Genomic DNA, 20213 nt, shown 5'->3' on the forward strand with positions numbered 1-20213 from the left:
TGCAAAGCTTACACATTTATTGACGCGCGGGCGGGGGGCGGCCCCGCGCGGCGACGTCAACTCATCGAGACGGCTGCGGGGGCGTGGCTGTTCGATCGAGGAAAACGCCATGGCCAAGCTCTCGGCCCTGATCTGCGCGCACAACGAAGAACAGCGTCTGCACGCCTGCCTGTCGGCCCTGTCGTTCTGCGATGAGATCGTCGTGGTCGCCGACCGCTGCAGCGACGGCACCGAAGGCGTGGCCCGCCACTACGGCGCCAAGGTCGTGTCCGGCATCTTCCCGATCGAAGGCCCGCGCAAGCACGCCGGCATCGCCCGCTGCACCGGCGACTGGATCCTGGAGCTGGACGCCGACGAAGGCGTGACCCCGGCCTTCGCCAAGGAAATCCGCGACACCATCGAAGCCGCCGACGCGGCCGACTGGTACCAGATCCCGGTCGACAACTATGTCGGCGACCAACTGGTCCGCCACGGCTGGGGCGGCTCGTTCGGCACCTCGTCGGTCGCCCGCCTGTTCCGCCGTGGCCACAAGTCGTGGAAGGCCGAGCGCGTCCATCCGGGCGCCAAGCTGGAAGGCCGTTTCGGCGGTCGCCTGACCCAGCCGATCCAGCACATGGTCGACGAAGACATCGCCGACATGTTCGCGCGCCTGGGCCGCTACACCGCCCTTCGCGCCCAGGACCTGGCCGACAGCGGCAAGATCAAGAGCGTGCCCGACGACGCCTTCCGCGGCGTGCGCCGCTTCTTCAAATGCTACGTCTCGCGCAAGGGCTACACGGAAGGCGAGCTGGGTTTCCTGATCTCGCTGATGGCCGGCCTGTACCCGATCCTGTCGAACCTGCGGGCCCGCGAGATCCTGCGCAACCGCGCCAAGGCCGAGGCCGAGGAACGTCCGGTCGTGGCGCCGGCCCCCGTGCCGCTGCGTCGCGTCGAAGCCGCTCAGTAGGGTCGCCTTTCGTGTCGGCCCGTCTGCCCTTCGCCTTCCGTCTGGTGCTGGGTTCGGAGCTGCGGCTCTGGACGAAAGCCGGTCATGCGCCGGTGCTGTGGTGGCGCGACGATGACGCCCGTGGCCCGACCGGGGCGCTGGAACAGCTGCTGAACCTGGCGCGCCGTCACCAGGCTCCGCTGACCCTGGCCGCCATCGCCGGTCCGCACCTGCCGCTGCTGGTCCGCCGCATCGAGCGCCACCCGCACGTCGAGATCGCCGTGCACGGCTTCACCCACCAGAACCGCCAGCCCGAGGGCCGGGGTTTTGGCGAGATCGTCGAGACCGACGAGATCGAGTGGGTCCGCAACCAGCTGCGCGCCACGGTCATGGCCTTCCACCGCGCTGGCGTCAGCCCGTCGCTGTTCGTGCCGCCGTGGAACAATCTTCAGCCGCAGCTGCTGGCGGCCCTGCCCGACTCGCCGCTACGCGCGGTCTCGGGCTTCAATCAGGACGCCGGCGTCGAGGATGGCGTGGCCCGCCTGGACGCCCACCTGGACGTGCTGCGCTGGAAGGACGGCGCCCGCTTCCGGGGCCAGTGGAAATTCCTGATCCGTATGCGGCGACTGCTGCAGCAGCGTCGCCTGACCGGCCAATGGGATGAGCCGATTGGCCTCCTGACCCATCACCTGGATCACGATCACGCCACGTGGCTGTTCCTGGAACGCTTCCTGGCGGTCTTCCCGGTCAAGGCGCGCGCCGACCTGATGGGCGACGCGGCGGTCGAGCCGGAAGCGCTCAGAGCCTAGTCAGCTTGGTGCTTAGGCGGGCTCGGGACGGTCGCGCAGGCACTCGCCGATCGCGCGGAAGCAGCCCGGAATGCCCAGCGCGCCCATGAACGACATGGCCACGGCGCAGACCAGCATGATCGGTTGGAAGATGCGCATCGGGACTCTCCGGCCGGCGTTCGTCGAGGGCACTGTGCCGGAGTTGTAAGACGGAACCTTGACGGTTGTTCCGCCGGCGAACGAAAATTTTCAGGGTGCGGCGTTTTTGTCGCCTTGGTTTCCGAGCGCGTAAGCGGAACGGGCCGCCTCGATCCGGTCCAGCTTGGCATGCAGCGGAGACCAGTCATCCGCTTCGGCGATCGGCGCCCAAAGGGCCTCGACCTCCTCGATCAGCATCTCCTCCGGCTCCGGACGCTGGAACACCGGATCGGCCAGACGCTCGGGCCGGTCAGGCTCGAAGGACGCCAGCTGGCGGCGGAAAGTCTCGAACGTCTCGGTGCGATAGAGTTCGGCGCGCGGGCCGTCCATGGCGCGGCCGGTCGAAGCCTCACCCCCGAACCAGTCGAAGAAGAACGGCTCCCAGCGCAGCCCCTCGCCCCCTTCGGCCAGGGCGCGGAAGGCGCTGTTGACCAGCTCGACGTCAGCATCCGGATCGCGGCTCTTCACGCCCAGCCGATCCAGGATCGCGCCGCGCAGGGCCAGGCGATAGGCGTCGGAAAAGCCGTTCAGCGCCGCCAGCAGCCCCGCCTGATCGCCGACCAGGGTCAGGCAAGCGGCCAGCTGCTGCAGGTTCCAGAACATCGCCTCGGGCTGGCGGCCAAAGCTGTAGAGCCCCTGGTGGTCGAAATAGGCGGCCACGAAGTTCGGATCATTGCGCGGCAGAAAGCGCCAGGGGCCGTAGTCGAAGCTCTCCCCCGTGACGACCATGTTGTCGGTGTTCAGCACCCCGTGCACGAAACCCGCCGCCATCCACCGCGCCAGCAGCTTGGCGCTGGCCGCGATGATCGCCTGCAGCAGCGCCGCCGGACGATCGGGCGCGTCGGCCAGGTGCGGGTAGTAGGTCTCGACCACGTGGTCGACCAGCACGCCGATCAGGTCGGGCCGATCGAAATAGGCCTGGCGCTGGAAGGTCCCGAACCGGATGTGGCTGTGCGACAGCCGGGTCAGCACCGCCGAGCGGGTCGGGCTGGGCTCGTCGCCTCGAGTCAGGGCCTCGCCGGTCTCGACCAGCGAGAAGGCGCGCGAGGTCGGCACGCCCAGGGCCTCCAGCATCGACGCGGCCAGGATCTCGCGCATGCCGCCCTTCAGGGTCAGGCGGCCGTCACCGGCCCGCGACCATGGCGTCTGGCCCGAGCCCTTGGTGGCCAAGTCGAGGATGCGGTCGCTTCCCTGCTCGCGCAGCTGCGCGAACAGGAAGCCGCGCCCGTCGCCCAGGTCGGGGTTGTAAACGCGGAACTGGTGGCCGTGATACCGCATGGCCAGCGGCAGCGGCTGGTTGTCCGGCAGGGGCTGGAAGCGGCCGAAGTGGCGGATCCAGCCATCGTCGCTTAACGCCTCGAGGCCCACCGTGGCGGCCGCCCGATCGTTGCGGAACCGCAGGATCGTCTGCGGGAAATCGGCCGCCTCGACCGGATCGGAAAAGTCGCGCCCCAGGGTCTGGAAACGCGGATCGGGACGGTAGGCGGACGAGAGGCTCATGGCCGCCAGATGAGAGCGCCCCGGCGACCGCGCAAGCCCTTTTCGAATTTCGATGACGGCGAACGAACGCTGTCGCTTCCGGGCAACAGAAATCTTCCGAACCTAGCCACGACAAGGGATTTTGCTTGCCGAGCCCGTATACGGCGCCTAACCCTTGGCCATCCATTCGAACAATCGTTCGACGGACCAACGAAAAACAAGCCGGGGGCGGGCAAGCGCTTTCGGCCAACAAACCGAGGTAGGAAATGCGCTTCACCCAGGTGCTTTGCGGCACTGCGTCCGCTGTTGTCCTCGCCGGTCTTGGCGCTACCAGCGTCGCGCAGGCTCAGGAAGCCGATACCCAGACCATCGACAGCATCATCGTCACCGCCCAGAAGCGGGAACAGAACCTGCAGGACGTGCCGGTGGTGGTCACCGCCGTCGGCGCCAAGCTGCTGCAGGACACCGGCGTCCGGGACATCAAGGACCTGACGATCCTGACTCCGGGCCTCACCGTCACCTCGACCTCGTCGGAAGCCTCGACCACCGCCCGTATTCGCGGCGTCGGCACCGTCGGCGACAACCCCGGCCTGGAAAGCTCGGTCGGCGTGGTGATCGACGGCGTCTACCGTCCCCGTAACGGCGTCGGCTTCGGCGACCTGGGCGAGATGGAGCGCATCGAAGTGCTGAAGGGCCCGCAAGGCACCCTGTTCGGCAAGAACACCTCGGCCGGCGTCATCAACGTGGTCACCAAGGAGCCCGAGTTCAGCTTCGGCGCGAACGGCGAGCTGACCTTCGGCAACTACGACGCCAAGGGCGCTTCGGCCTCGGTCACCGGTCCGCTGTACGAAGACAAGCTGGCCGGCCGCCTGTATGTCGCCGCCCGCAAGCGCGACGGCTTCAACGACGTCGTCACCGGCAAGGGCCCGTCCACGCGCGACCAGGACGCCGACTCCAACTTCTACACCGTGCGCGGCCAGCTGCTGTTCATCCCGGACGATCAGGCCACCTTCCGGGTGATCGCCGACTACAGCCGCCGCGACGAGAACTGCTGCGGCGCCGTGCAGATCCGCACCGGCCCGACGGCCGGCATCCTGGCCCTGGTCTCGGGCCAGGCCGCGCCGATCGCCATGACCGCCGATCCCTATAAGCGCGTGGCCTATTCGAACCGCGGCGCCCCGGCCAAGATCGAGGACATGGGCGTCTCGCTGCAAGGCGACATCGACCTGCCGATCGGCACGCTGACCAGCATCTCGGCCATCCGCAACTGGCGCACCGACAACGGCCAGGACTCCGACTTCAGCCTCGCCGACATCGCCTATCGCAACAAGGATGGCAGCAACTTCTCGGAGTTCCGCACCTACAGCCAGGAACTGCGCCTGGCCGGCAAGAGCGACAAGCTGGACTGGATGTTCGGCGCCTTCCTGGCCGACGAGCGGCTCGAGACCCGCGCCAACTTCCTCTATGGCAACGACTACGAGCAGTATCTGGGCCGTCTGCTGTCGCGCTCGGCCGCCAATCCGGCGGGCGTGGCCAACTTCATCGCGGCCCTGACCGGCCGCGCGCCGAACACGACCTTCACGCCGGGCCAAGGCCTGTATGACCGCTACAACCAGCGGGCCACGACGGTCGCCCTGTTCACCAACGACACCTGGCACGTGACCGACGCGTTCGAGATCACCGCCGGCCTGCGCTACACCTCGGAAGAGAAGAAGCTCGACACCTACCAGACCACCAGCGACGGCGGCGTCGGCTGCGGCACGGTGCTGACCCCGGCCGGCCAGGCCCGCGTCGCCGGCATCGTGGGCGCGGCCAACGCGGCCACGGTCATCGGCAACATGTGCCTGCCCTGGGCCAACCCGCTGTTCAACGGCCGCGGCACCCAGCAGACGCGGACGGACAAGGAGTGGAGCGGCACGGTCAAGGCTTCGTACCGCTTCTCCCCGCAGGTCTTCAGCTACGCCTCGTTCGCGCGCGGCTATAAGGGCGGCGGCTACAACCTGGACCGCACCCAGTCCTCGAACGGCCTGCCGACCGGCGGCTCGGGCGTGACCCCGATCCTCGACACCTCGTTCCCGGCCGAGTTCGTCGACAGCTACGAAATCGGCGTCAAGAACACCCTGTTCAATCGCACGGTGCTCTTCAACGTCAGCGGCTTCTATCAGAAGTTCACCGACTTCCAGCTGAACACCTTCCTGGGCACCTCGTTCGCGGTCCGTTCGATCCCGGAAGTGAAGTCCAAGGGTATCGACGCCGACTTCCTGTGGTTCACGCCGATCAAGGGCCTGATGGTCCAGAGCGGCCTGACCTACGCCCTGACCAAGTACGGCAACCAGGCGATCCCGAACGACCCGACCAACGCCCTGGCCCTGCTGCCGGGCAGCCGCATGTCGCTGGCCCCGAAGTACTCGGCTTCGGGCTCGCTGACCTACGAAACCCCGGTTGGCGACAGCCTGAAGGCCCGCTTCAACATCGGCGCGAAGTACTCGTCCTCGTACAACACGGGTTCGGACCTGTTCCCGCCGAAGATGCAGAAGGCCTTCACCGTCGTGAACGGCCGCGTGGGCGTCGGTTCGGCCGACGACCGCTGGACCGCCGAACTGTGGGCCCAGAACCTGCTGAACGAGAAGTACACGCAAGTCGCCTTCAACGGCTTCCTGCAGGGCTCCTCGGGCCTGGGCGCCACGCAGAACACCTATGTCCCGGCGAACGACACCATCACCTACGATGCGTTCCTGGGCGCGCCGCGCACCTACGGGGTGACCCTGCGCTCGAAGTTCTAGCCGGGAGGGGGAACCGGTCGCGCCTCGTAGCGCGGCCGGCTTTCGGAAGAGGAAGGGCGATCCGGGCGACCGGGTCGCCCTTTTCCGTATCGGGAGGGGTTTCCGAGCAGGCCGCATCACCTCAGCATGGCTTGGGGGATTCGTAGACACGCCGGAGCCACGCCCATGAAGACGATCCGCTTCCTCGGGTTCTGGATCTGCCTCGTGATCGGCCTGGGCCTGGGCGCCTGGAGCCAGCGACCGCCCGCGTCCGTGCCCGCCAGCGCTCCGGCCGCCGCCTTCTCGGCCGACCGCGCCATGACCGACGTCGCCGCTATCGCCCAGAAGCCCCACCCGACCGGCTCGACCGAGATCGCCAAGGTCCGCGACCACCTGCTGGCCCGCATCAACGGCATGGACCTGGAGGTCTCGGTGCGGCCGGGCGAGGGCTTCCTGCCCTATGGCAAGGACGGCCGCGCCCTGGGCGTGGCGGCGGTGCAGAACCTGGTCGGCGTGTTGCCGGGCAAGGACCGCGAGCTGCCGGCCATCCTGGTCATGAGCCACTACGACTCGGTCCACAACTCGCCCGGCGCCGCCGACGACGCCACCGGCACGGCCGCCGCCCTCGAGATCGCCCGCGCCCTCAAGGCCGACGGGCCGCACCTGCGCGACGTGATCTTCCTGTTCACCGACGCCGAGGAAGCGGGCCTGCTGGGCGCCGACGCCTTCTTCGCTCGCGACCCGATGCTGAGCCGCGTCGGCCTGGTCCTCAACATGGAAGCCCGAGGCGACGCCGGCCGCGCGGCCATGTTCCAGACCGGCCCCGGCAACGGCGCGCTGATGGGCGTCTTCGCCCGCGAGGCCAAGGGCCCGTCGGCCAATTCGATGGCCTCGACCGTCTACGAGAAGATGCCCAACGACACCGACTTTACCCACGCGGTGCGCAAGGGCCTGCCGGGCCTGAACCTGGCCTTCATCGACGACCAGCTGGCCTATCACACGCCACTGGCCCGCCCCGATCACCTGGAGCGCGGCAGCCTGCAGCACATCGGCGACCAGGCCCTGCCGACCATCCGCGCCCTGGCCGACGCCCCGGCCCTGCCGGCCAAGACTGACAACGCGATCTATTCCGACGTGCTGGGCCTGTTCCTGGTCAGCTATCCGCCGGTGGTCGGCTGGGTGCTGCTGGGCCTGGCCGCCGTGCTGATCGCCGTCACCACCTGGCGCACGATCACCCTGGGCGCCGCCAGCGGCTGGGAGATCGCCCGCGGCGCGGCGGGCCTGCTGCTGATCGCCTCGAGCGCCGGCCTCGTCCTGCACCTGGCCGGGCGCGCCCTGATGATCCAGGACGTCCAGCGCTACTACGGCCTGCTGGTCCGTTTCGACCACCTGCTGTGGGGCGCGGGCATCCTGGCGGTGGCCGCTGGTCTGGGCGTCGCCACGGCCCAGGCGCGGGGCGCCAAGCGGGTCATCCCCTGCGTCGTCGCCCTGGCTTTGGGCGGCGCGTGCAGCCTGGCCGGCGGCTTCGATCCGATCGGCCTGGGCCTGGGCGTCGCGACCTGTGTGTTCGCCGCCCTGGCCCTGGGCTTCAAGACCGACGCCCTGGGCGCCTGGATCGGCGGGATGATCGTGCTGCTGGTCCTGGCGACCACCGCCCAGGTCCTGGCCCCCGGCGCCACCGTGATGCTGACCTGGCCACTGCTGGTCGCCGCGGTCGGCGCGGCCCTCGTCATCGGCGTCGGCGGCACGCGGGACAAGCGGGTGGCCCTGGCCCTCACGCTGGCCCTCTGCGTTCTGGCCACCCTGTCGACCGCCCAGCTCAGCGCCTGGGGCGCCTGGACCTTCGCCGGCGTCGGCCTGCTGGAGCCGGCGATTCTGGCCCTGTTCGCCATGCTGGCGGCGCCCGCCCTGTCGCCCCTGGCCCACGACTTCGCCGCCACCCGCTGGGCCTGGCGCGCCGCCGGCGTCCTGGCCATCGCCGGGATCGCCCTGATCGCCAACGCCGCCCGCCTGGGGGGCGAGCCCGAGCGTCCGGCCATCACCACCGCCCTGCACGTCGCCGACCTCTCGACCGGCAAGGCCTGGCGCGTCGCCGACCAGCCGCGCCTGGACGCCTGGACGAAGCGGACCCTGCCCGACGACGGCGGCTCCGAACCGAAGAGGCAGGCCCTGGCCCCGTTCTGGCGCGAGCCGGTCTGGATGTCCGAGACCCGCGCCGCCCCCGTCGCCGCTCCGCAACTGACCGTCGACCGCGCTGAAGACCGTCTGCTGATCCGCCTGATCCCGGCGCCTGGGGCCGAGCTGGTCAGCATCCGCCTGCGCCCCAGCGCCCCGCTCAGCGCGCCGCGCCTGAATGGCCGGCCGATCACCCTGAACGCCGAGGCCGGCAAGTGGTCGAACCTGACCTATCACGCCCCCGATCCGAACGGCGTGACCCTGAGCTTCACGACCACGACCGCTGGCAAGGTCGAGGTGGCCGCGCTGGAGTATCACGACGGCTGGCCGCAACTGGCCAAGGCCCCGCCCGCCAAGCCGGCCGAGCTGATGGCCTACGGCATGTCGGACAAGACCGCCGTGCTGGTGCGCGGCGGCCTTTCCTGGTGATCTAGACCGCGAACACGCCCTCGCCCGGGTCCTTGGCGTACAGCGCCTCGACCCGCTCGACCCGTCGATCCAGCGTGCAGCGCTGGTTGACGTAGCCCTTGTCGGTGATCTCGCCGGCGTCGATCGAGGGTGGCTCGGTCAGGATGGTGAAGCGGCCGATGCGCCGCGACGAACCGCCAGCCGCCGCGTTGAAGGCGCCGAGCCGGTCGCGCAGGATCGAAACGAGCTTCTCCAGCGGCGTGCCCGGTCCCGGATCGGCGACCAGGGCCGCAAGGCCCGCCGGCGAGGGCCACAGCATCGCGCCGATGAACGGCTTGTCCTGGCCGGTGATCACCGCGTCGTGGATGTAGGGACTGCACGCCGCCACGATGTCGGGCCGCAGCACGCCGACGCTGACCCAGGTGCCGCTGTCCAGCTTGAAATCCTCGGTCACCCGGCCGTCGAACACCAGGCCCTTGGCCGGGTCCTCCGGATCCACGAACCGCGCCGCGTCGCCCAGCTTGTAGAAGCCTTCCTCGTCGAAGGCGGCCGAGGTCCGCTCAGGATCCTTGTGATAGCCGGCCGCCACGGTCGGCCCCTTCACGCGGACCTCGTACTTGGAGCCGCTGGGCGCCAGCTTCAGCTGGATGCCCGGCAGGGGCAGGCCGACCAGCCCGACCCGCTCGGTGATCCAGTGGGTGACGGTGATGCCTTGCGTCTCGGTCGCGCCGTACATCGTGGTCAGCGGGATGCGCTGGCCGGTCTCGGCCACGGCCAGGGCCTGCATCCGATTGTAGACGTCGTTGCTGAGCGTCGCGCCGCCATAGCCCATGTAGCGCAGGTTCTTGAAGAACGAGGCCCGCAGCGCCGGATCGTTCTCCATCGCTTCGGCCAGCATCGAGAAGGCGATCGGGGCCGAGCCGAACACGATCGGCGAGACCTCGTACAGGTTCTTGATCGTCGTCTCGAACATGCCCGGCAGCGGCTTGCCCTCGTCGATGTGCAGGGTGCCGCCGGCCCAGAGCACGCCGTTGAAGCCGATATTGCCGGCCGAGATATGGCTCCAAGGCATCCACTCGAGGCTTTGCGGAACTTCGTCCGGCTCCGGCGTATCGGTGCGGATACCCTCCTGGCCCGCGATCACGCCGGCCATCATGCCGTGGGTCTGGGGCACGGCCTTGGGCAGGCCGGTCGAGCCGGAGGTGAAGAGGTACTTGGCTACGGTCGAGGGCCCGACCGTTTCCAGCGCCGCCGCCACGGCCGTCGTTGGTTCGGTTCCGGCAACTTCGGCGAACGGGATCGCCCCCTCGCCGTCCAGCGTGATCACCGCGATGGTCGGGTCGATGCCCTTGAGCGTCTCCAGCGCCTTGGTGAACAGGGCGCCGTTCTGGGCGAAGACGACGCGGGGCGCGACCTTGTCGAAGCAGTGCTTCAGCTTGGCGTGGTCGGTCGAGATCAGGCTGTAGGCCGGGCTGATCGGCGCGGCCGGGACGCCGGCGGTGTAGGCGCCCAGCGTGATCAGGGCGTGCTCGATCGAATTGCCCGACAGGATCATGACGCTGTCGTCGGCCTTTAGGCCGCGATCCAGCAGCCACTGGGCAATGCCTTCAATCGCCCGCAGCGCCTGGCCGTAGGTGACGCCGCGCCAGGGGCCGTGGCCGGGCTCGCGCTGCTTGATGTAGGGCCGGTCCGGATGCTCGGCGGCCTTGGCGGCGATCAGGTGGGCGATCGAGCGCGGACCCTGGCCCGGCGCGTGGTTCGAGGTGATGACGATGGTCCCGTCGGCCCGGCGCTCGACGCTGACGTCGGGGCCTTTCATGGCCAGGGGCTTGAACGGCACGCTGGATACGTCGCGCGAGGGCGACGCGCCGTCTGGCGGCGACATGGTCTCACTCCCTCAGGTTATCGTTGTTATCCTGACGGTAGCGGAAACCCCGCGCGCGGCAAGGTTGCCCTTCGGGGAAGCCCCCTAAGCCTTCCGCTTCTTGCGGGCCGCCTTGGCCGCCGCCTCGGCCTGGGTGACCTGGGCGCTGAAGGCCTCGAGGTCGACGCCGAACCGCTCGCCGCAGGCCAGGCAGTCGATCACCGGCAGCATGCGCACGGCTTCAATCGCCGCACGCGCCGGGCTCCCGCACCGAGGGCAGGCAAAGTCTAGTTCAACGCCGCCAACGTCCACGCCCGCCATCCGGTCGCTCCGCCGATCCTCGTCACCGACTCGCGAGGAGATCATGCAAACGATGACAGGGCGATGGCAGGCCGACCCTGCGGCAGGTTGTCTCTCCCTCCTAGGCCACCCCGAGCCCGCGCCAGCACGGCAGCTCGACCTCGGCGAAGTTCCGCGCCTGGGCCTCCAGCGCCGCCCGCACCGCGTCGGGCGACATCGGCGCGCCGCCCGAGACCAGGGTCTGTCCCTGCCCCGCCAGCACGCCGACCGCATGCCGCGCCCAGTCGTCCGGCCCGCCGCCTTCCTGCATCGCCAGCCAGAACAACTGGTCGAAGCGCGAGGCGTTCAGCGCCCCGCCCGTCACCGGCGAGGCCAGGACGCCCAGATCCGTCGATTCCGCCGCCCGCCGGGCCAGCTCCAGGTTCAGCGCCCGCGCCGTGCCCGCCGAGCGCGTCGCCGTCTCGGCCGTCTGGACCGGCAGCACCGCCCCCTGGCTCATCAGCGCCACCACCGCTTGGGTCAGGTCCGGCAGCGGCGTCCCCGCCGGCAGCGCCGCCTCCAGCTCGCCCAGCGACCGCGGCTGGTGATCCTTCAGCACGTCGTAGAGGACGTCATAGACCGGCCCCTCCAGCGTCGTCTCGGCATAGACCCCGGTGGTCTTGGCCGGCCGCTGGCTGACGGGCTTGGCCAGCACCACGCGCTGGTCGCGCAGGGCGCGGCGCTGATCGGCCGGGTTCAAGCCTTGCGCGCCCCGCAGCCAGTAGTCGCGCCGGAACTGGGCCTGCACCGCCACGTCGCGGAAGGTCTCGCGTAGCGACGGATCGGGCAGCTCGGCCAGGAAGCCCAGCATGTCGGGCGACAGGTTCAGCCCCTCGATATGGTCGGCCATCCAGGCCGAGGCCCCGAAAGACAGCTTGGCCGTCGCCAACCGCTGCTCCAGCTCGGCGAACCACATCGGCTGCCAGTGGCCGCCCAGATATTCGTGGACCAGATAGGTGCGGTCCTGGCGCAGCAGCCCGTCCAGCCGGTCGACCACGCCGGGATTGACCCGCGCATAGGCCGGATCCAGGGCGAAGAACCGCTGCATGGTCGACAGAGCGGCGTCCAGATTGGCGTGCGGCCCGCGCGCCGGCGCGCCCATCAGGTCGACATGACGCTTCATCAGGTGGCGCAGCGGCGCGGCCGTCGCCCAGCCGGGCATGGTGTTGTAGGTGATGTAGACGATGCCGCCCGGCTTCAGCTTGCGGCGCAGGAAGGCCACGATCTGCCCCCGGATCTCGTCGCTGACCCAGCTCCAGATGCCGTGCAAGGCGATGAAGTCGAAGTCCGGCAGGTCCGGACGAGCGGCGAATTCCTCGAACGAGTCGTCGGTGAAGCGCGCCGGCGCGCCGCTGGCGGCCACCAGGTCCCGCGCGAAGACCGCATGGGCCGGGGCGAAGTCGCAGCCCCACCATTCGATGTCCGCCTGAGCCGCCGCATGCACCGCCGCCGAGCAGCCCTGGCCGAACCCCAACTCGCAGGCCGTCTCGATCTTGGGCGCCCGCACGCCCTTCAGCAGCAGCGGCAGGGCGGCGCGGACGGGATTCAGCTCCGGATAGGTGTGGTAGGTGTAGCCCGTCTCGACCGCATAGCCGCCGCTCCAGTCCGCGCTCATCAAACCTCTCCGCGAGTCAGTTGCGGGCGACCGTGGGCTGGCGGGGTCACAAGGGCAAGGGTTCTCGGCCTCACGCGGCCAAGCCGCTGAAGGGGTGGAAGGGACTGCGGAGCGCCGGACGACGTCCGGAGTGTGGAAGTTGAATACCGTTTCGACGAAGCCAGGACGCTCCGCGCGGCCGTTATCCGAAAGCCTCCGAGGCGCGGGGTTTTAACCCGCTCCCGAACGCGCCTTCGACGGTCGGAGGGTTTGGCTTCCCTCCGGAATGCACAGGCGATTTCAGCCCGTGCCTGTTGCGTTCGCCTAAGTCGTCGCCGCCAGGGCTTTGTCCCGATGTTTCAGGGAGCCTGCGCCTGGATCCGTCGCGAAGACGAGCCTCCGAAGAGACCCCGGCGAGCGCTTCCCGCTCGACCACCCCCGACAGCCGTCACGATCGCCGGCCGGACGTCCCTTCCGCGCTATCGGGTGAGGAAGAGTATGGAGCGGGGCTGAACGCGGATCATTCAGGGGCGTGTAAAATCGACAAGGCGTTGATTTCGCTCGGGTCGATCTCGCGAACGCCGGGGATAGCGACGGCTGAACGCTCATAGACCCTCCCCCTAGCGGGGGAGGTGTCGGCGCAGCCAACGGAGGGGGAAGAGGCAGGGCCAGGACAACTACCCCCTCCGGCGCTTCGCGCCACCTCCCCCGCTAGGGGGAGGATCTGGGAGGGCCCAGCCTACCTCTGGTCCTACTCGCCGCGCTCCAGCACGCTGGCTTCAACCCCGCCCTCGACCACCTTCACACCCAGAAAACACATCACCCCGTCGCGATAGCTGATCGCGTCCAGCGGCAAGTCGGAATCGCGGCGCAGGCGGCGGGAGTCACCCAGGGTCAGGCGCAGGGTCAGGTCGGCCAGGCCGGCGCCGCCGGTGAGGGCGTCCTGGATCTGGCGCTGGAACAGCACGGCGGGCGGCGGTGCAGGCTTGGGCGGAGCCTTGCTCATGGAAGAAACCTTGTTCACAGCGCCTTGGCCCAGAAGCCGTGCTCGCCGCTGATCCGGATCTGGCAGGGGCGACCGCCGTCCTGCAAGTCACGCGCTCGGCGCGTGGCGGCGGCCTTGGCCACCTCCTTTTCGGAGGATTGGCCGAAATAGGCGCCCTCCTGCTCCACGCTCCAAAAGCCTTCGCGGTGAGCGACGGTGAGAACAATTCGGTCTGTGATTGTGCGCATGAGCTACGATAACACAAAATCGAACGCCCGATCGGATTAATAAAATCCGCCTATGGCGCGCGGTTTTTCTTGCAGGACAGAAATAAAACGCCCGCCCGATTGATCAAAAATACGGACGATTTTCTTTTTCCGGGGCCGGACTCGATTTCAGAAAACCTGCCCTCCGGCCTGCCCGCCAACGCGAAAGAAAATTCACGCCCATGTCGGGATGCGCTTTGGCCATTCGTCCTTAGGATGCCCAACAGCGCGGAGACATCGTCATGAGCCCCACCATCACCGCCTTCAAGGCGTCCCCCGACCGCGGCCGAGGCCTGGCGCGCGACATGCAGGTGCGCTGGGCGCTGGAGGAGGTCGGTCAGTCCTATGACGTGCGGCTGGTGACCTTCGCGCAGATGAAGGAAGCCGAGCACGTGGCGATCCAGCCGTTCGGCCAGATCCCGACCTTTGAGGACGGCGACCTCGTGCTGTTCGAGTCGGCCGCCATCGTGCACCACATCGCCCTGAACCATGCAGGACTGTTGCCGGCCGACGCCGACGGCCGCGCCCGCGCGCTGGCCTGGATGTTCGCCGCCATGAGCACGATGCAGCCGCCGATCGTCGAGTTCGGCATGGCCACGATCCTGGAGCGCGACAAGCCGTGGTTCGAAGCCCGTCAGCCGATGCTGGAGCAGGCCGTCCGTACACGGCTGGACCAGCTGGCCGCCCGCCTGGGCGACGCCGAGTGGCTGGATGGGGCCTTCAGCGCCGGCGACCTGATGATGGTCGGGGTGCTGCGGCGGCTGGGCTCGTCAGGGGTGCTGGCGGACTATCCGACGCTCACGGCCTATGTGGCGCGCGCCGAGGCTAGGCCGGCGTTCCAGCGGGCCTATGACGATCAGCACCAGGTGTGGGTGGAAGCCTCGAAGACCTAGCGCTTCTTGCCCAGCTCGGCGGCGATGTCCTTGGTCATCTTGCCGACCTTGCGGTGGGCGGCCGTGATCTGGTCGCGGGTCACGCCCCAACGCTTCATCCAGTATTCGACGGCCTGACGCTCGGAGAGATCCAGGCGCTCCTTGTCGATGAACCCACGCTTGTCCTTCAGGCCGGCCATCAGCGGCTCCCCCACGGTCTGGAATCGCCCGCCGCGTTGCGGTTGGCTTGTTGTCGCTGAAACTTGCCGCCCCGCGGCGGTTTCGGCCGCGCGTCGAGAGCGGCCTGCTTCAGGCGCAGAGCGCGCTGGATGGGGGTCTCGTCGGGCGGCGGAGAGTCGGCGGTCATTGAGCGACTATAACCCTCTCTCTTAGAGAGAGGGAGGGGCCCGCCGCGCAGCGGCGGGAGGGTGAGTGGTTACACCCTCAGCCGGCGCGCCGGCACATCGCCCGCAACGGCGCCAAGATCGTCCACTGGCTCAGCCTACCCACTCACCCTCCCACGCCTCCGGCGCGGGCCCCTCCCTCTCTCCATGAGAGAGGGTTTCCGGTGGGCGGTCCTTGACTGACCGGGTCAGTCCGGCACGCTGCAGCTTCCAAGAAATGCAAGGTTGGCTCCGCCCCTGGAGGCGGTCGGTGAATGTAATCCGCCAGGAAAAGAGAGAAAGATGCGAAGGCTATGCGCAAGATGAGTGATGCGACGCTTGCTCTAGTCGCCTCCGTCGCAACTTGGACAGGCGTCTTCGCTGCCGTCCTGGCCACAATCGGCGGCTTCATCTCGGCGCTCAGCAGCGCCGAAAAAGATCACAGAGCTGATCTTCGTGAAAAACAGGCTGAGGTTAGAATCGCCGAAGCACTGAGAGGCGCTGCAGAAGCGAATTCAGCAGCAAGGAAAGCCAAACAAGAAACTGCTGAGCTGGCTGTTCGCGCCGCAGGCTTAGAAGCAGAGACCGCAATAGCAAGGCTGGAGACGGAAAAACTAAAGGCGCAGGCAAGTTGGAGATATCTGACGCCGGAAGCGATCAAAGCGATTTCCCAAAAGCTGTCCGCCTTCAAAGGTCAGAAATTTGAGCCTGGTGCCGCTGACGATCGAGAGAGTGTACGGTTAGCCTACAGCGTAATTGAAGCTCTAGAGAGTGCTGGTTGGGAGAAAGTTGCTCCTGATCATGGAGCGCATGAGACAACTGGCGACCGAATAATCGGCCTATTCGCAACAGATGAATTTGTAACAATAGCCTTCAATCAAGACCGATATGAAAAAAGCCTTCGACCTCGAGCTAAATTATTGGCGAAAATACTAAATGGCTCAGGCATAGAAGCTAAAATCCGACATGATCCAAGTGCAAGCGAGCCGTCATTCTGGATTATTGTTGGCAACAAGAAACGCTTAGAATGAAAAAGGCGGAGCCTCCCGGCCCCGCCCTCTCCAAGTCCAACCTCAGTAAACCCCTACTCCGCCGCCGCCTTCGGCGCGTACCCCAGGATCGCCTTCGTCTCGAGGAACTCCCCGAACGCGTGATCCCCCCACTCGCGGCCGTTGCCGCTCATCTTGTAGCCGCCGAACGGGGCCATCAGGTCGGGGCTGGCGCCGTTCAGGTTCACCTGGCCGGCGCGGAGCTTCGAAGCGACCGCGCGGACACCCTCCGGATCGGTGCCCGAGACATAGGCCGCCAGGCCGTACTCGGTGTCGTTGCCGACGGTGACGGCTTCCTCGACCGTGTCGTAGCCCAGGATCGAGATCACCGGGCCGAAGATCTCTTCCTTCGAGATCGTCATGTCGGGCTTCACATTGGCGAAGACGGTCGGCTTGACGTAGTAGCCCTTGTCCAGACCTTCCGGCCGGCCGACGCCGCCGGTGACCAGGGTGGCGCCCTCGTCGATGCCCTTCTGGATCAGGCCCTGGATCTTGTTCCACTGCACCTCGGAGACCACCGGGCCCATCTTGTGGTTGCCGTTCGGGTCGCCGACCGTGTGGCCCTCGGCGGCGGCCTTGGCGATGGCGATGACCTCGTCCATGCGCTGGCCGGGGACCAGCATGCGGGTCGGGGCGTTGCACGACTGGCCCGAGTTCATCATCACCGAGGCCACGCCGCCGCCCACCGCGCGGGCGAAGTCGGCGTCGTCCAGGATGATGTTGGGGCTCTTGCCGCCCAGCTCCTGGTGCACGCGCTTGACGGTCGGGGCGGCGTTCTTGGCCACCTCGATGCCGGCGCGGGTCGAGCCGGTGAACGAGACCATGTCGACCTGCGGGTGGCTGGACAGCGCCGCGCCGACCGTGGGGCCGTCGCCATTGACCAGGTTGAAGACGCCGGCCGGGACGCCGGCGGCGTGCAGGATCTCGGTCCAGACATAGCCGCTGAACGGCGCGATTTCCGAGGGCTTCAGCACCATGGTGCAGCCCGTGGCGATGGCCGGCGCAACCTTGCAGGCGATCTGGTTCACCGGCCAGTTCCACGGCGTGATGAAGGCGCAGACGCCGATCGGCTCCTTGACGATCCGGGTCGTGCCCCGGTCTTCCTCGAACTTGTAGCCCTTGAGCACGGCGGCGGCGGTCTGGACGTGGGCGATGCCCATGGCGGCCTGGGCGCGCTGGGCCAGCCAGGCGGGGGCGCCCATCTCCTCGGTGATGGCTTTCGCCATGTCCTCGAAGCGCTTCTGGTACTCGGCGATGATGCGCTCGAGGATGTCGATGCGCTCTTCGCGGCTGGTCTGGCTGAAGGTCTCGAACGCCTTGCGGGCGGCGCGGACGGCCTTGTCGACGTCGGCTTCCGAGCCCAGCGAGATCACGCCGGCGACCGCTTCGGTGGCCGGGTTGATGACGTCCAGCGGCTTGGGCGTCGCGGGATCGACCCAGGCGCCGTCGATGTAGAACTTGGTGTACTCGCGCATGCCGTTCTCCTGCCCTTGGATTGGAGCCCGCTCTAATTGGAGAGGCGGCGGGCGGTTTCAAACAAGCATTTAATGTGATCGGCGTTCAGGTGTGAAGGGGTCACCACATCGGATCGGTCGGAGTCTGACCGAAGATCTCGGCCAGACGACGGCGGGTGCCGGGCGAGACGCCCTCTGGCAGGGCGTTCGGGTCGAACCAGCCCAGCTCGTGGATCTCGCCGGCGGCGTCCGAGGCGCAGGGCTCCCAGGCGTCGACGCGGTAGACGAGGACGTGGTCGCCGGGGTGGACGACCTCGTTGCTGTGGGCCGAGACCAGGCGCGGGCGGGACAGGGCGCGGACGCCGGCCTCCTCCTCAAGCTCGCGCACGACGGCGGTCTCGGCCGTCTCGCCGCGCTCGACCCCGCCGCCGGGCAGGTACCAGCCGTGGATGTAGGTGTGCTGGAGCAGCAGCACCTGGCCGGCGTCATTGGTGACCACCGCTCGCACGCCCAGGGTCAGGCCGCGCCTGAACCGGAAGAAGGCGTAGACCAGGGGCCGGGTGAAGGGTTCGATGCGGCGTCGCCAGAGCATTTGAGTGTTCTAGCCTCAACACCGAGGGCCCGAAAACCTCGTCCTTCGACAAGCTCAGGATGAGGTTTTCTAGTGAACCGCCCCAACAGTAGCCCTCATCCTGAGCCTGTCGAAGGACGAGGGCGGCCCCACGGCTTGCGGTCCAGGCCGCGCACGGCTAAAGCCGCAACACCTGTTCTCTCTTCCGGAGCCGCGCCATGCTCGCGATCGGTGTCATCGTTATCTTCCTGGGCGTCGTGCTCGCCCTGAACTACGTCGAGTTCGGCCGCATCGACTAATGGGCACCCGCGGCGCGGCCCTGGTCACCGGCGCGGGGCGCCGGATCGGCAAGGCCCTGGCCCTTGAGGCCGCCCGCGCCGGCTACGACGTCGCCGTCCACTATCGCGCCTCGGCTGACGAAGCCGAGGAGACGGCGCAGGCCGTGCGGGCGCTGGGCCGCCGCGCGGTCCTGGTCCGCGCCGAGCTGTCCGACGAGACCGCCGTGCGCGGCCTGATCGCCGCCTCCGCCGAGATCGGTCCCCTCACCCTGCTGATCAACAGCGCCTCGGCCTTCGAGGACGATCGCGTCGGCGGGCTGTCGCGCGAGACCTGGGACCTGCACCTCGAGACCAACCTGCGCGCCCCGATCGTGCTGGCCGAGGCCTTCGCGGCGGCGCTGCCGGCCGACACGCAGGGCCTGGTCATCAATATCGTCGACCAGCGGGTGCTGCGCCCGAACCCGCAGTTCTTCAGCTATTCCCTGGCCAAGGCCGGGCTGTGGTGGGCCACCCAGACGCTGGCCCAGGCCCTGGCGCCGCGCGTGCGGGTCAACGCCATCGGCCCCGGCCCCACCCTGCCCTCGGTGCACCAAGCCCCCGGCGAGTTCGAGGCCGAGGCCGCCGGGGTGCTGTTGCAGCGCCGCGCCACGCCGGACGAGGTCGCCGCCGCCCTGCGCTATCTGATTGACGCAACGTCGGTCACGGGCCAGATGATCGCCGTGGACGGCGGCCAGCACCTGGGCTGGCAAACGCCGGATATTGTTGCTCCGTAGGAGGCCACGCTTGGCCGCTTCGCCCCTCGCCGAAAACACCGCGCCGCAGGACCTGGCCCGCGTGATCGTCACCAAGGTCTTCGTGCGCGGCCTCAAGGTCGACGCCGGCATCGGCGTCTACGACCACGAGTACGGCCGCACCCAGACCCTGATCGTCGATGTCGAGCTGGACGTGGCCGCCAGCCACTTCGAGCGCCTGGGCGACACCGTCAATTACGAGCGCATCGGCGAAGCCGCCCGCGCCATCGCCGCCGAGGGGCATGTCGGCCTGGTCGAGACCTTCGCCGAGCGCCTGGCCCAGGCCTGCTTCTTCGACCCCCGCGTCACCCGCGCCCGGGTGCGGATCGAAAAGCCCGAGGCCCTGGCCCCGCACGCGGCCGCCGCCGGCGTCGAGATCACCGCCGTCCGGAGCTAGCCTTTGGAAGTCTCGCACAGCGCCCGGCTCGCCCCCTTCCAGCCCGAAACGGTCTGGACCCTGGACGCCGGCACGCTGACCGAGACGCGCGGCAAGATCGTCCGCCAGTTCCCGCTGTCGAGCCTGACCCGCTACCGCCTGGCCGCCGATCGCGAGGGCCGCCGCCGCAGTCTGCTGATCACCTTCGGTCGCCGCCGGCTGATCATCACCTCGCAGAGTTATGTCGGCCCCGGCCGGTTCGAGGACCGGCTGGCCAGCTTCTCAACCCTGGCCCGCGCCCTGGCCGCCGTCGGGGCGGACCTCTCGCCCCGCGCCCGGTTCGGCACGGCCGGGTTCCAGGTGCGCGAGGCCTTCACCTGGGTGATCGGCCTCCTGGCCTTCGGCGCGGTTGCGATGTTGATGTTCTCGCTGACCGCCGGCATGGCCGCGGTCGGCATCGAGATGGCCGCGCGGATGGGCTTTGTTTTGATCCTGATGCTGGCCGCCCTGCCCTGGCTGAACCGCGGCGCGACCTTCGACCCGCACGATCCGCCGACGGACCTGCTGCCCTAAGATCCTCCCCCGCGATGCGGGGGAGGTGGCCCAGAGGGCCGGAGGGGGCCAGCTCGGCCGACCTCCAGCTAGCCCCCTCAGTC

General features: G+C 68.4%; 20 protein-coding genes. 9 read left to right on the plus strand and 11 right to left on the minus strand.

Features of this window, described 5'->3' with window-relative positions; all coding sequences use genetic code 11:
• Positions 1-109: 109 nt before the first annotated feature.
• Positions 110-946 (plus strand): glycosyltransferase family 2 protein, encoded by an 837-nt coding sequence (locus AC07NF_RS21685; protein ID WP_494627318.1) that lies wholly within the window; start codon positions 110-112, stop codon positions 944-946.
• Between the two features lie 11 nt (positions 947-957).
• A complete protein-coding gene (locus tag AC07NF_RS21690) occupies positions 958-1734 on the plus strand; it encodes a polysaccharide deacetylase family protein (RefSeq protein WP_494627316.1) in 777 nt (258 codons plus the stop codon).
• 12 nt (positions 1735-1746) lie between these two features.
• On the opposite strand, the gene AC07NF_RS21695 is transcribed toward AC07NF_RS21690, so the two are convergent.
• Positions 1747-1872: a hypothetical protein gene (locus AC07NF_RS21695; protein ID WP_291880321.1), complete on the minus strand. Its 126-nt coding sequence runs from the start codon at positions 1870-1872 to the stop codon at positions 1747-1749.
• A gap of 90 nt (positions 1873-1962) precedes the next feature.
• The gene (locus AC07NF_RS21700; protein ID WP_494627314.1) at positions 1963-3411 is read right to left on the minus strand and encodes a protein adenylyltransferase SelO; all 1449 of its coding nucleotides are present in this window, start codon (positions 3409-3411) and stop codon (positions 1963-1965) included.
• Positions 3412-3656: 245 nt separating this feature from the next.
• Here AC07NF_RS21700 and AC07NF_RS21705 point away from each other — a divergent pair, with 245 nt between their 5' ends.
• Positions 3657-6173 carry a TonB-dependent receptor gene (locus AC07NF_RS21705; RefSeq protein ID WP_494627312.1) on the plus strand — a complete coding sequence of 839 codons (2517 nt, stop codon included), beginning with the start codon at positions 3657-3659 and terminating at the stop codon, positions 6171-6173.
• A gap of 165 nt (positions 6174-6338) precedes the next feature.
• Positions 6339-8756: a M20/M25/M40 family metallo-hydrolase gene (locus AC07NF_RS21710; protein WP_494627310.1), complete on the plus strand. Its 2418-nt coding sequence runs from the start codon at positions 6339-6341 to the stop codon at positions 8754-8756.
• Position 8757: 1 nt separating this feature from the next.
• On the opposite strand, the gene AC07NF_RS21715 is transcribed toward AC07NF_RS21710, so the two are convergent.
• The 5 genes from AC07NF_RS21715 to AC07NF_RS21735 form a co-directional block, all read right to left on the minus strand.
• Positions 8758-10620, minus strand: coding sequence for an AMP-binding protein (locus AC07NF_RS21715; RefSeq protein WP_494627308.1), 1863 nt, complete (start codon positions 10618-10620; stop codon positions 8758-8760).
• An 84-nt stretch (positions 10621-10704) separates the two neighbouring features.
• Positions 10705-10836 carry a hypothetical protein gene (locus AC07NF_RS21720; RefSeq protein WP_494627306.1) on the minus strand — a complete coding sequence of 44 codons (132 nt, stop codon included), beginning with the start codon at positions 10834-10836 and terminating at the stop codon, positions 10705-10707.
• 184 nt (positions 10837-11020) lie between these two features.
• The gene (locus AC07NF_RS21725; protein WP_494627304.1) at positions 11021-12553 is read right to left on the minus strand and encodes a methyltransferase regulatory domain-containing protein; all 1533 of its coding nucleotides are present in this window, start codon (positions 12551-12553) and stop codon (positions 11021-11023) included.
• 730 nt (positions 12554-13283) lie between these two features.
• Positions 13284-13538, minus strand: coding sequence for a hypothetical protein (locus tag AC07NF_RS21730; protein ID WP_494627302.1), 255 nt, complete (start codon positions 13536-13538; stop codon positions 13284-13286).
• 14 nt (positions 13539-13552) lie between these two features.
• Positions 13553-13705 carry a hypothetical protein gene (locus tag AC07NF_RS21735; protein ID WP_492815462.1) on the minus strand — a complete coding sequence of 51 codons (153 nt, stop codon included), beginning with the start codon at positions 13703-13705 and terminating at the stop codon, positions 13553-13555.
• A 320-nt stretch (positions 13706-14025) separates the two neighbouring features.
• On the opposite strand from AC07NF_RS21735, the gene AC07NF_RS21740 reads away from it, so the two are divergent.
• Complete coding sequence (locus tag AC07NF_RS21740) at positions 14026-14676, plus strand: glutathione S-transferase family protein (RefSeq protein WP_494627300.1); 651 nt, start codon at positions 14026-14028, stop codon at positions 14674-14676.
• Here AC07NF_RS21740 and AC07NF_RS21745 read toward each other — a convergent pair.
• A complete protein-coding gene (locus AC07NF_RS21745) occupies positions 14673-14855 on the minus strand; it encodes a DUF3606 domain-containing protein (RefSeq protein WP_198574899.1) in 183 nt (60 codons plus the stop codon). The two genes, AC07NF_RS21740 and AC07NF_RS21745, sit on opposite strands and share 4 nt — an antisense overlap.
• Entirely contained in the window at positions 14855-15022 is a 168-nt protein-coding gene (locus AC07NF_RS21750; protein ID WP_454761479.1) for a hypothetical protein, read from the minus strand. Before AC07NF_RS21750 ends, AC07NF_RS21745 begins: the two co-directional genes overlap by 1 nt.
• 330 nt (positions 15023-15352) lie before the next feature.
• Here AC07NF_RS21750 and AC07NF_RS21755 point away from each other — a divergent pair, with 330 nt between their 5' ends.
• Complete coding sequence (locus AC07NF_RS21755; RefSeq protein ID WP_494627297.1) at positions 15353-16069, plus strand: hypothetical protein; 717 nt, start codon at positions 15353-15355, stop codon at positions 16067-16069.
• Between the two features lie 53 nt (positions 16070-16122).
• Here the strand turns inward: AC07NF_RS21755 and AC07NF_RS21760 are convergent, their stop codons facing one another.
• Positions 16123-17562 (minus strand): aldehyde dehydrogenase family protein, encoded by a 1440-nt coding sequence (locus AC07NF_RS21760; RefSeq protein WP_494627295.1) that lies wholly within the window; start codon positions 17560-17562, stop codon positions 16123-16125.
• 100 nt (positions 17563-17662) lie between these two features.
• Positions 17663-18133, minus strand: a complete 471-nt coding sequence (locus tag AC07NF_RS21765) for an NUDIX domain-containing protein (RefSeq protein WP_494627293.1) — start codon at positions 18131-18133, stop codon at positions 17663-17665.
• A gap of 277 nt (positions 18134-18410) precedes the next feature.
• Between AC07NF_RS21765 and AC07NF_RS21770 the strand changes: the two genes are divergently transcribed.
• The 3 genes from AC07NF_RS21770 to AC07NF_RS21780 are packed head-to-tail and all read left to right on the plus strand — an operon-like array spanning position 18411 to position 20130.
• Positions 18411-19163, plus strand: a complete 753-nt coding sequence (locus tag AC07NF_RS21770) for an SDR family oxidoreductase (protein WP_494627290.1) — start codon at positions 18411-18413, stop codon at positions 19161-19163.
• Positions 19164-19173: 10 nt separating this feature from the next.
• A complete protein-coding gene (folB, locus tag AC07NF_RS21775) occupies positions 19174-19578 on the plus strand; it encodes a dihydroneopterin aldolase (protein WP_492815468.1) in 405 nt (134 codons plus the stop codon).
• Between the two features lie 3 nt (positions 19579-19581).
• Complete coding sequence (locus tag AC07NF_RS21780) at positions 19582-20130, plus strand: hypothetical protein (protein WP_494627286.1); 549 nt, start codon at positions 19582-19584, stop codon at positions 20128-20130.
• Positions 20131-20213: the final 83 nt, after the last annotated feature.

It is taken from the genome of Caulobacter sp. GW821-FHT10A06 (assembly GCF_059415805.1).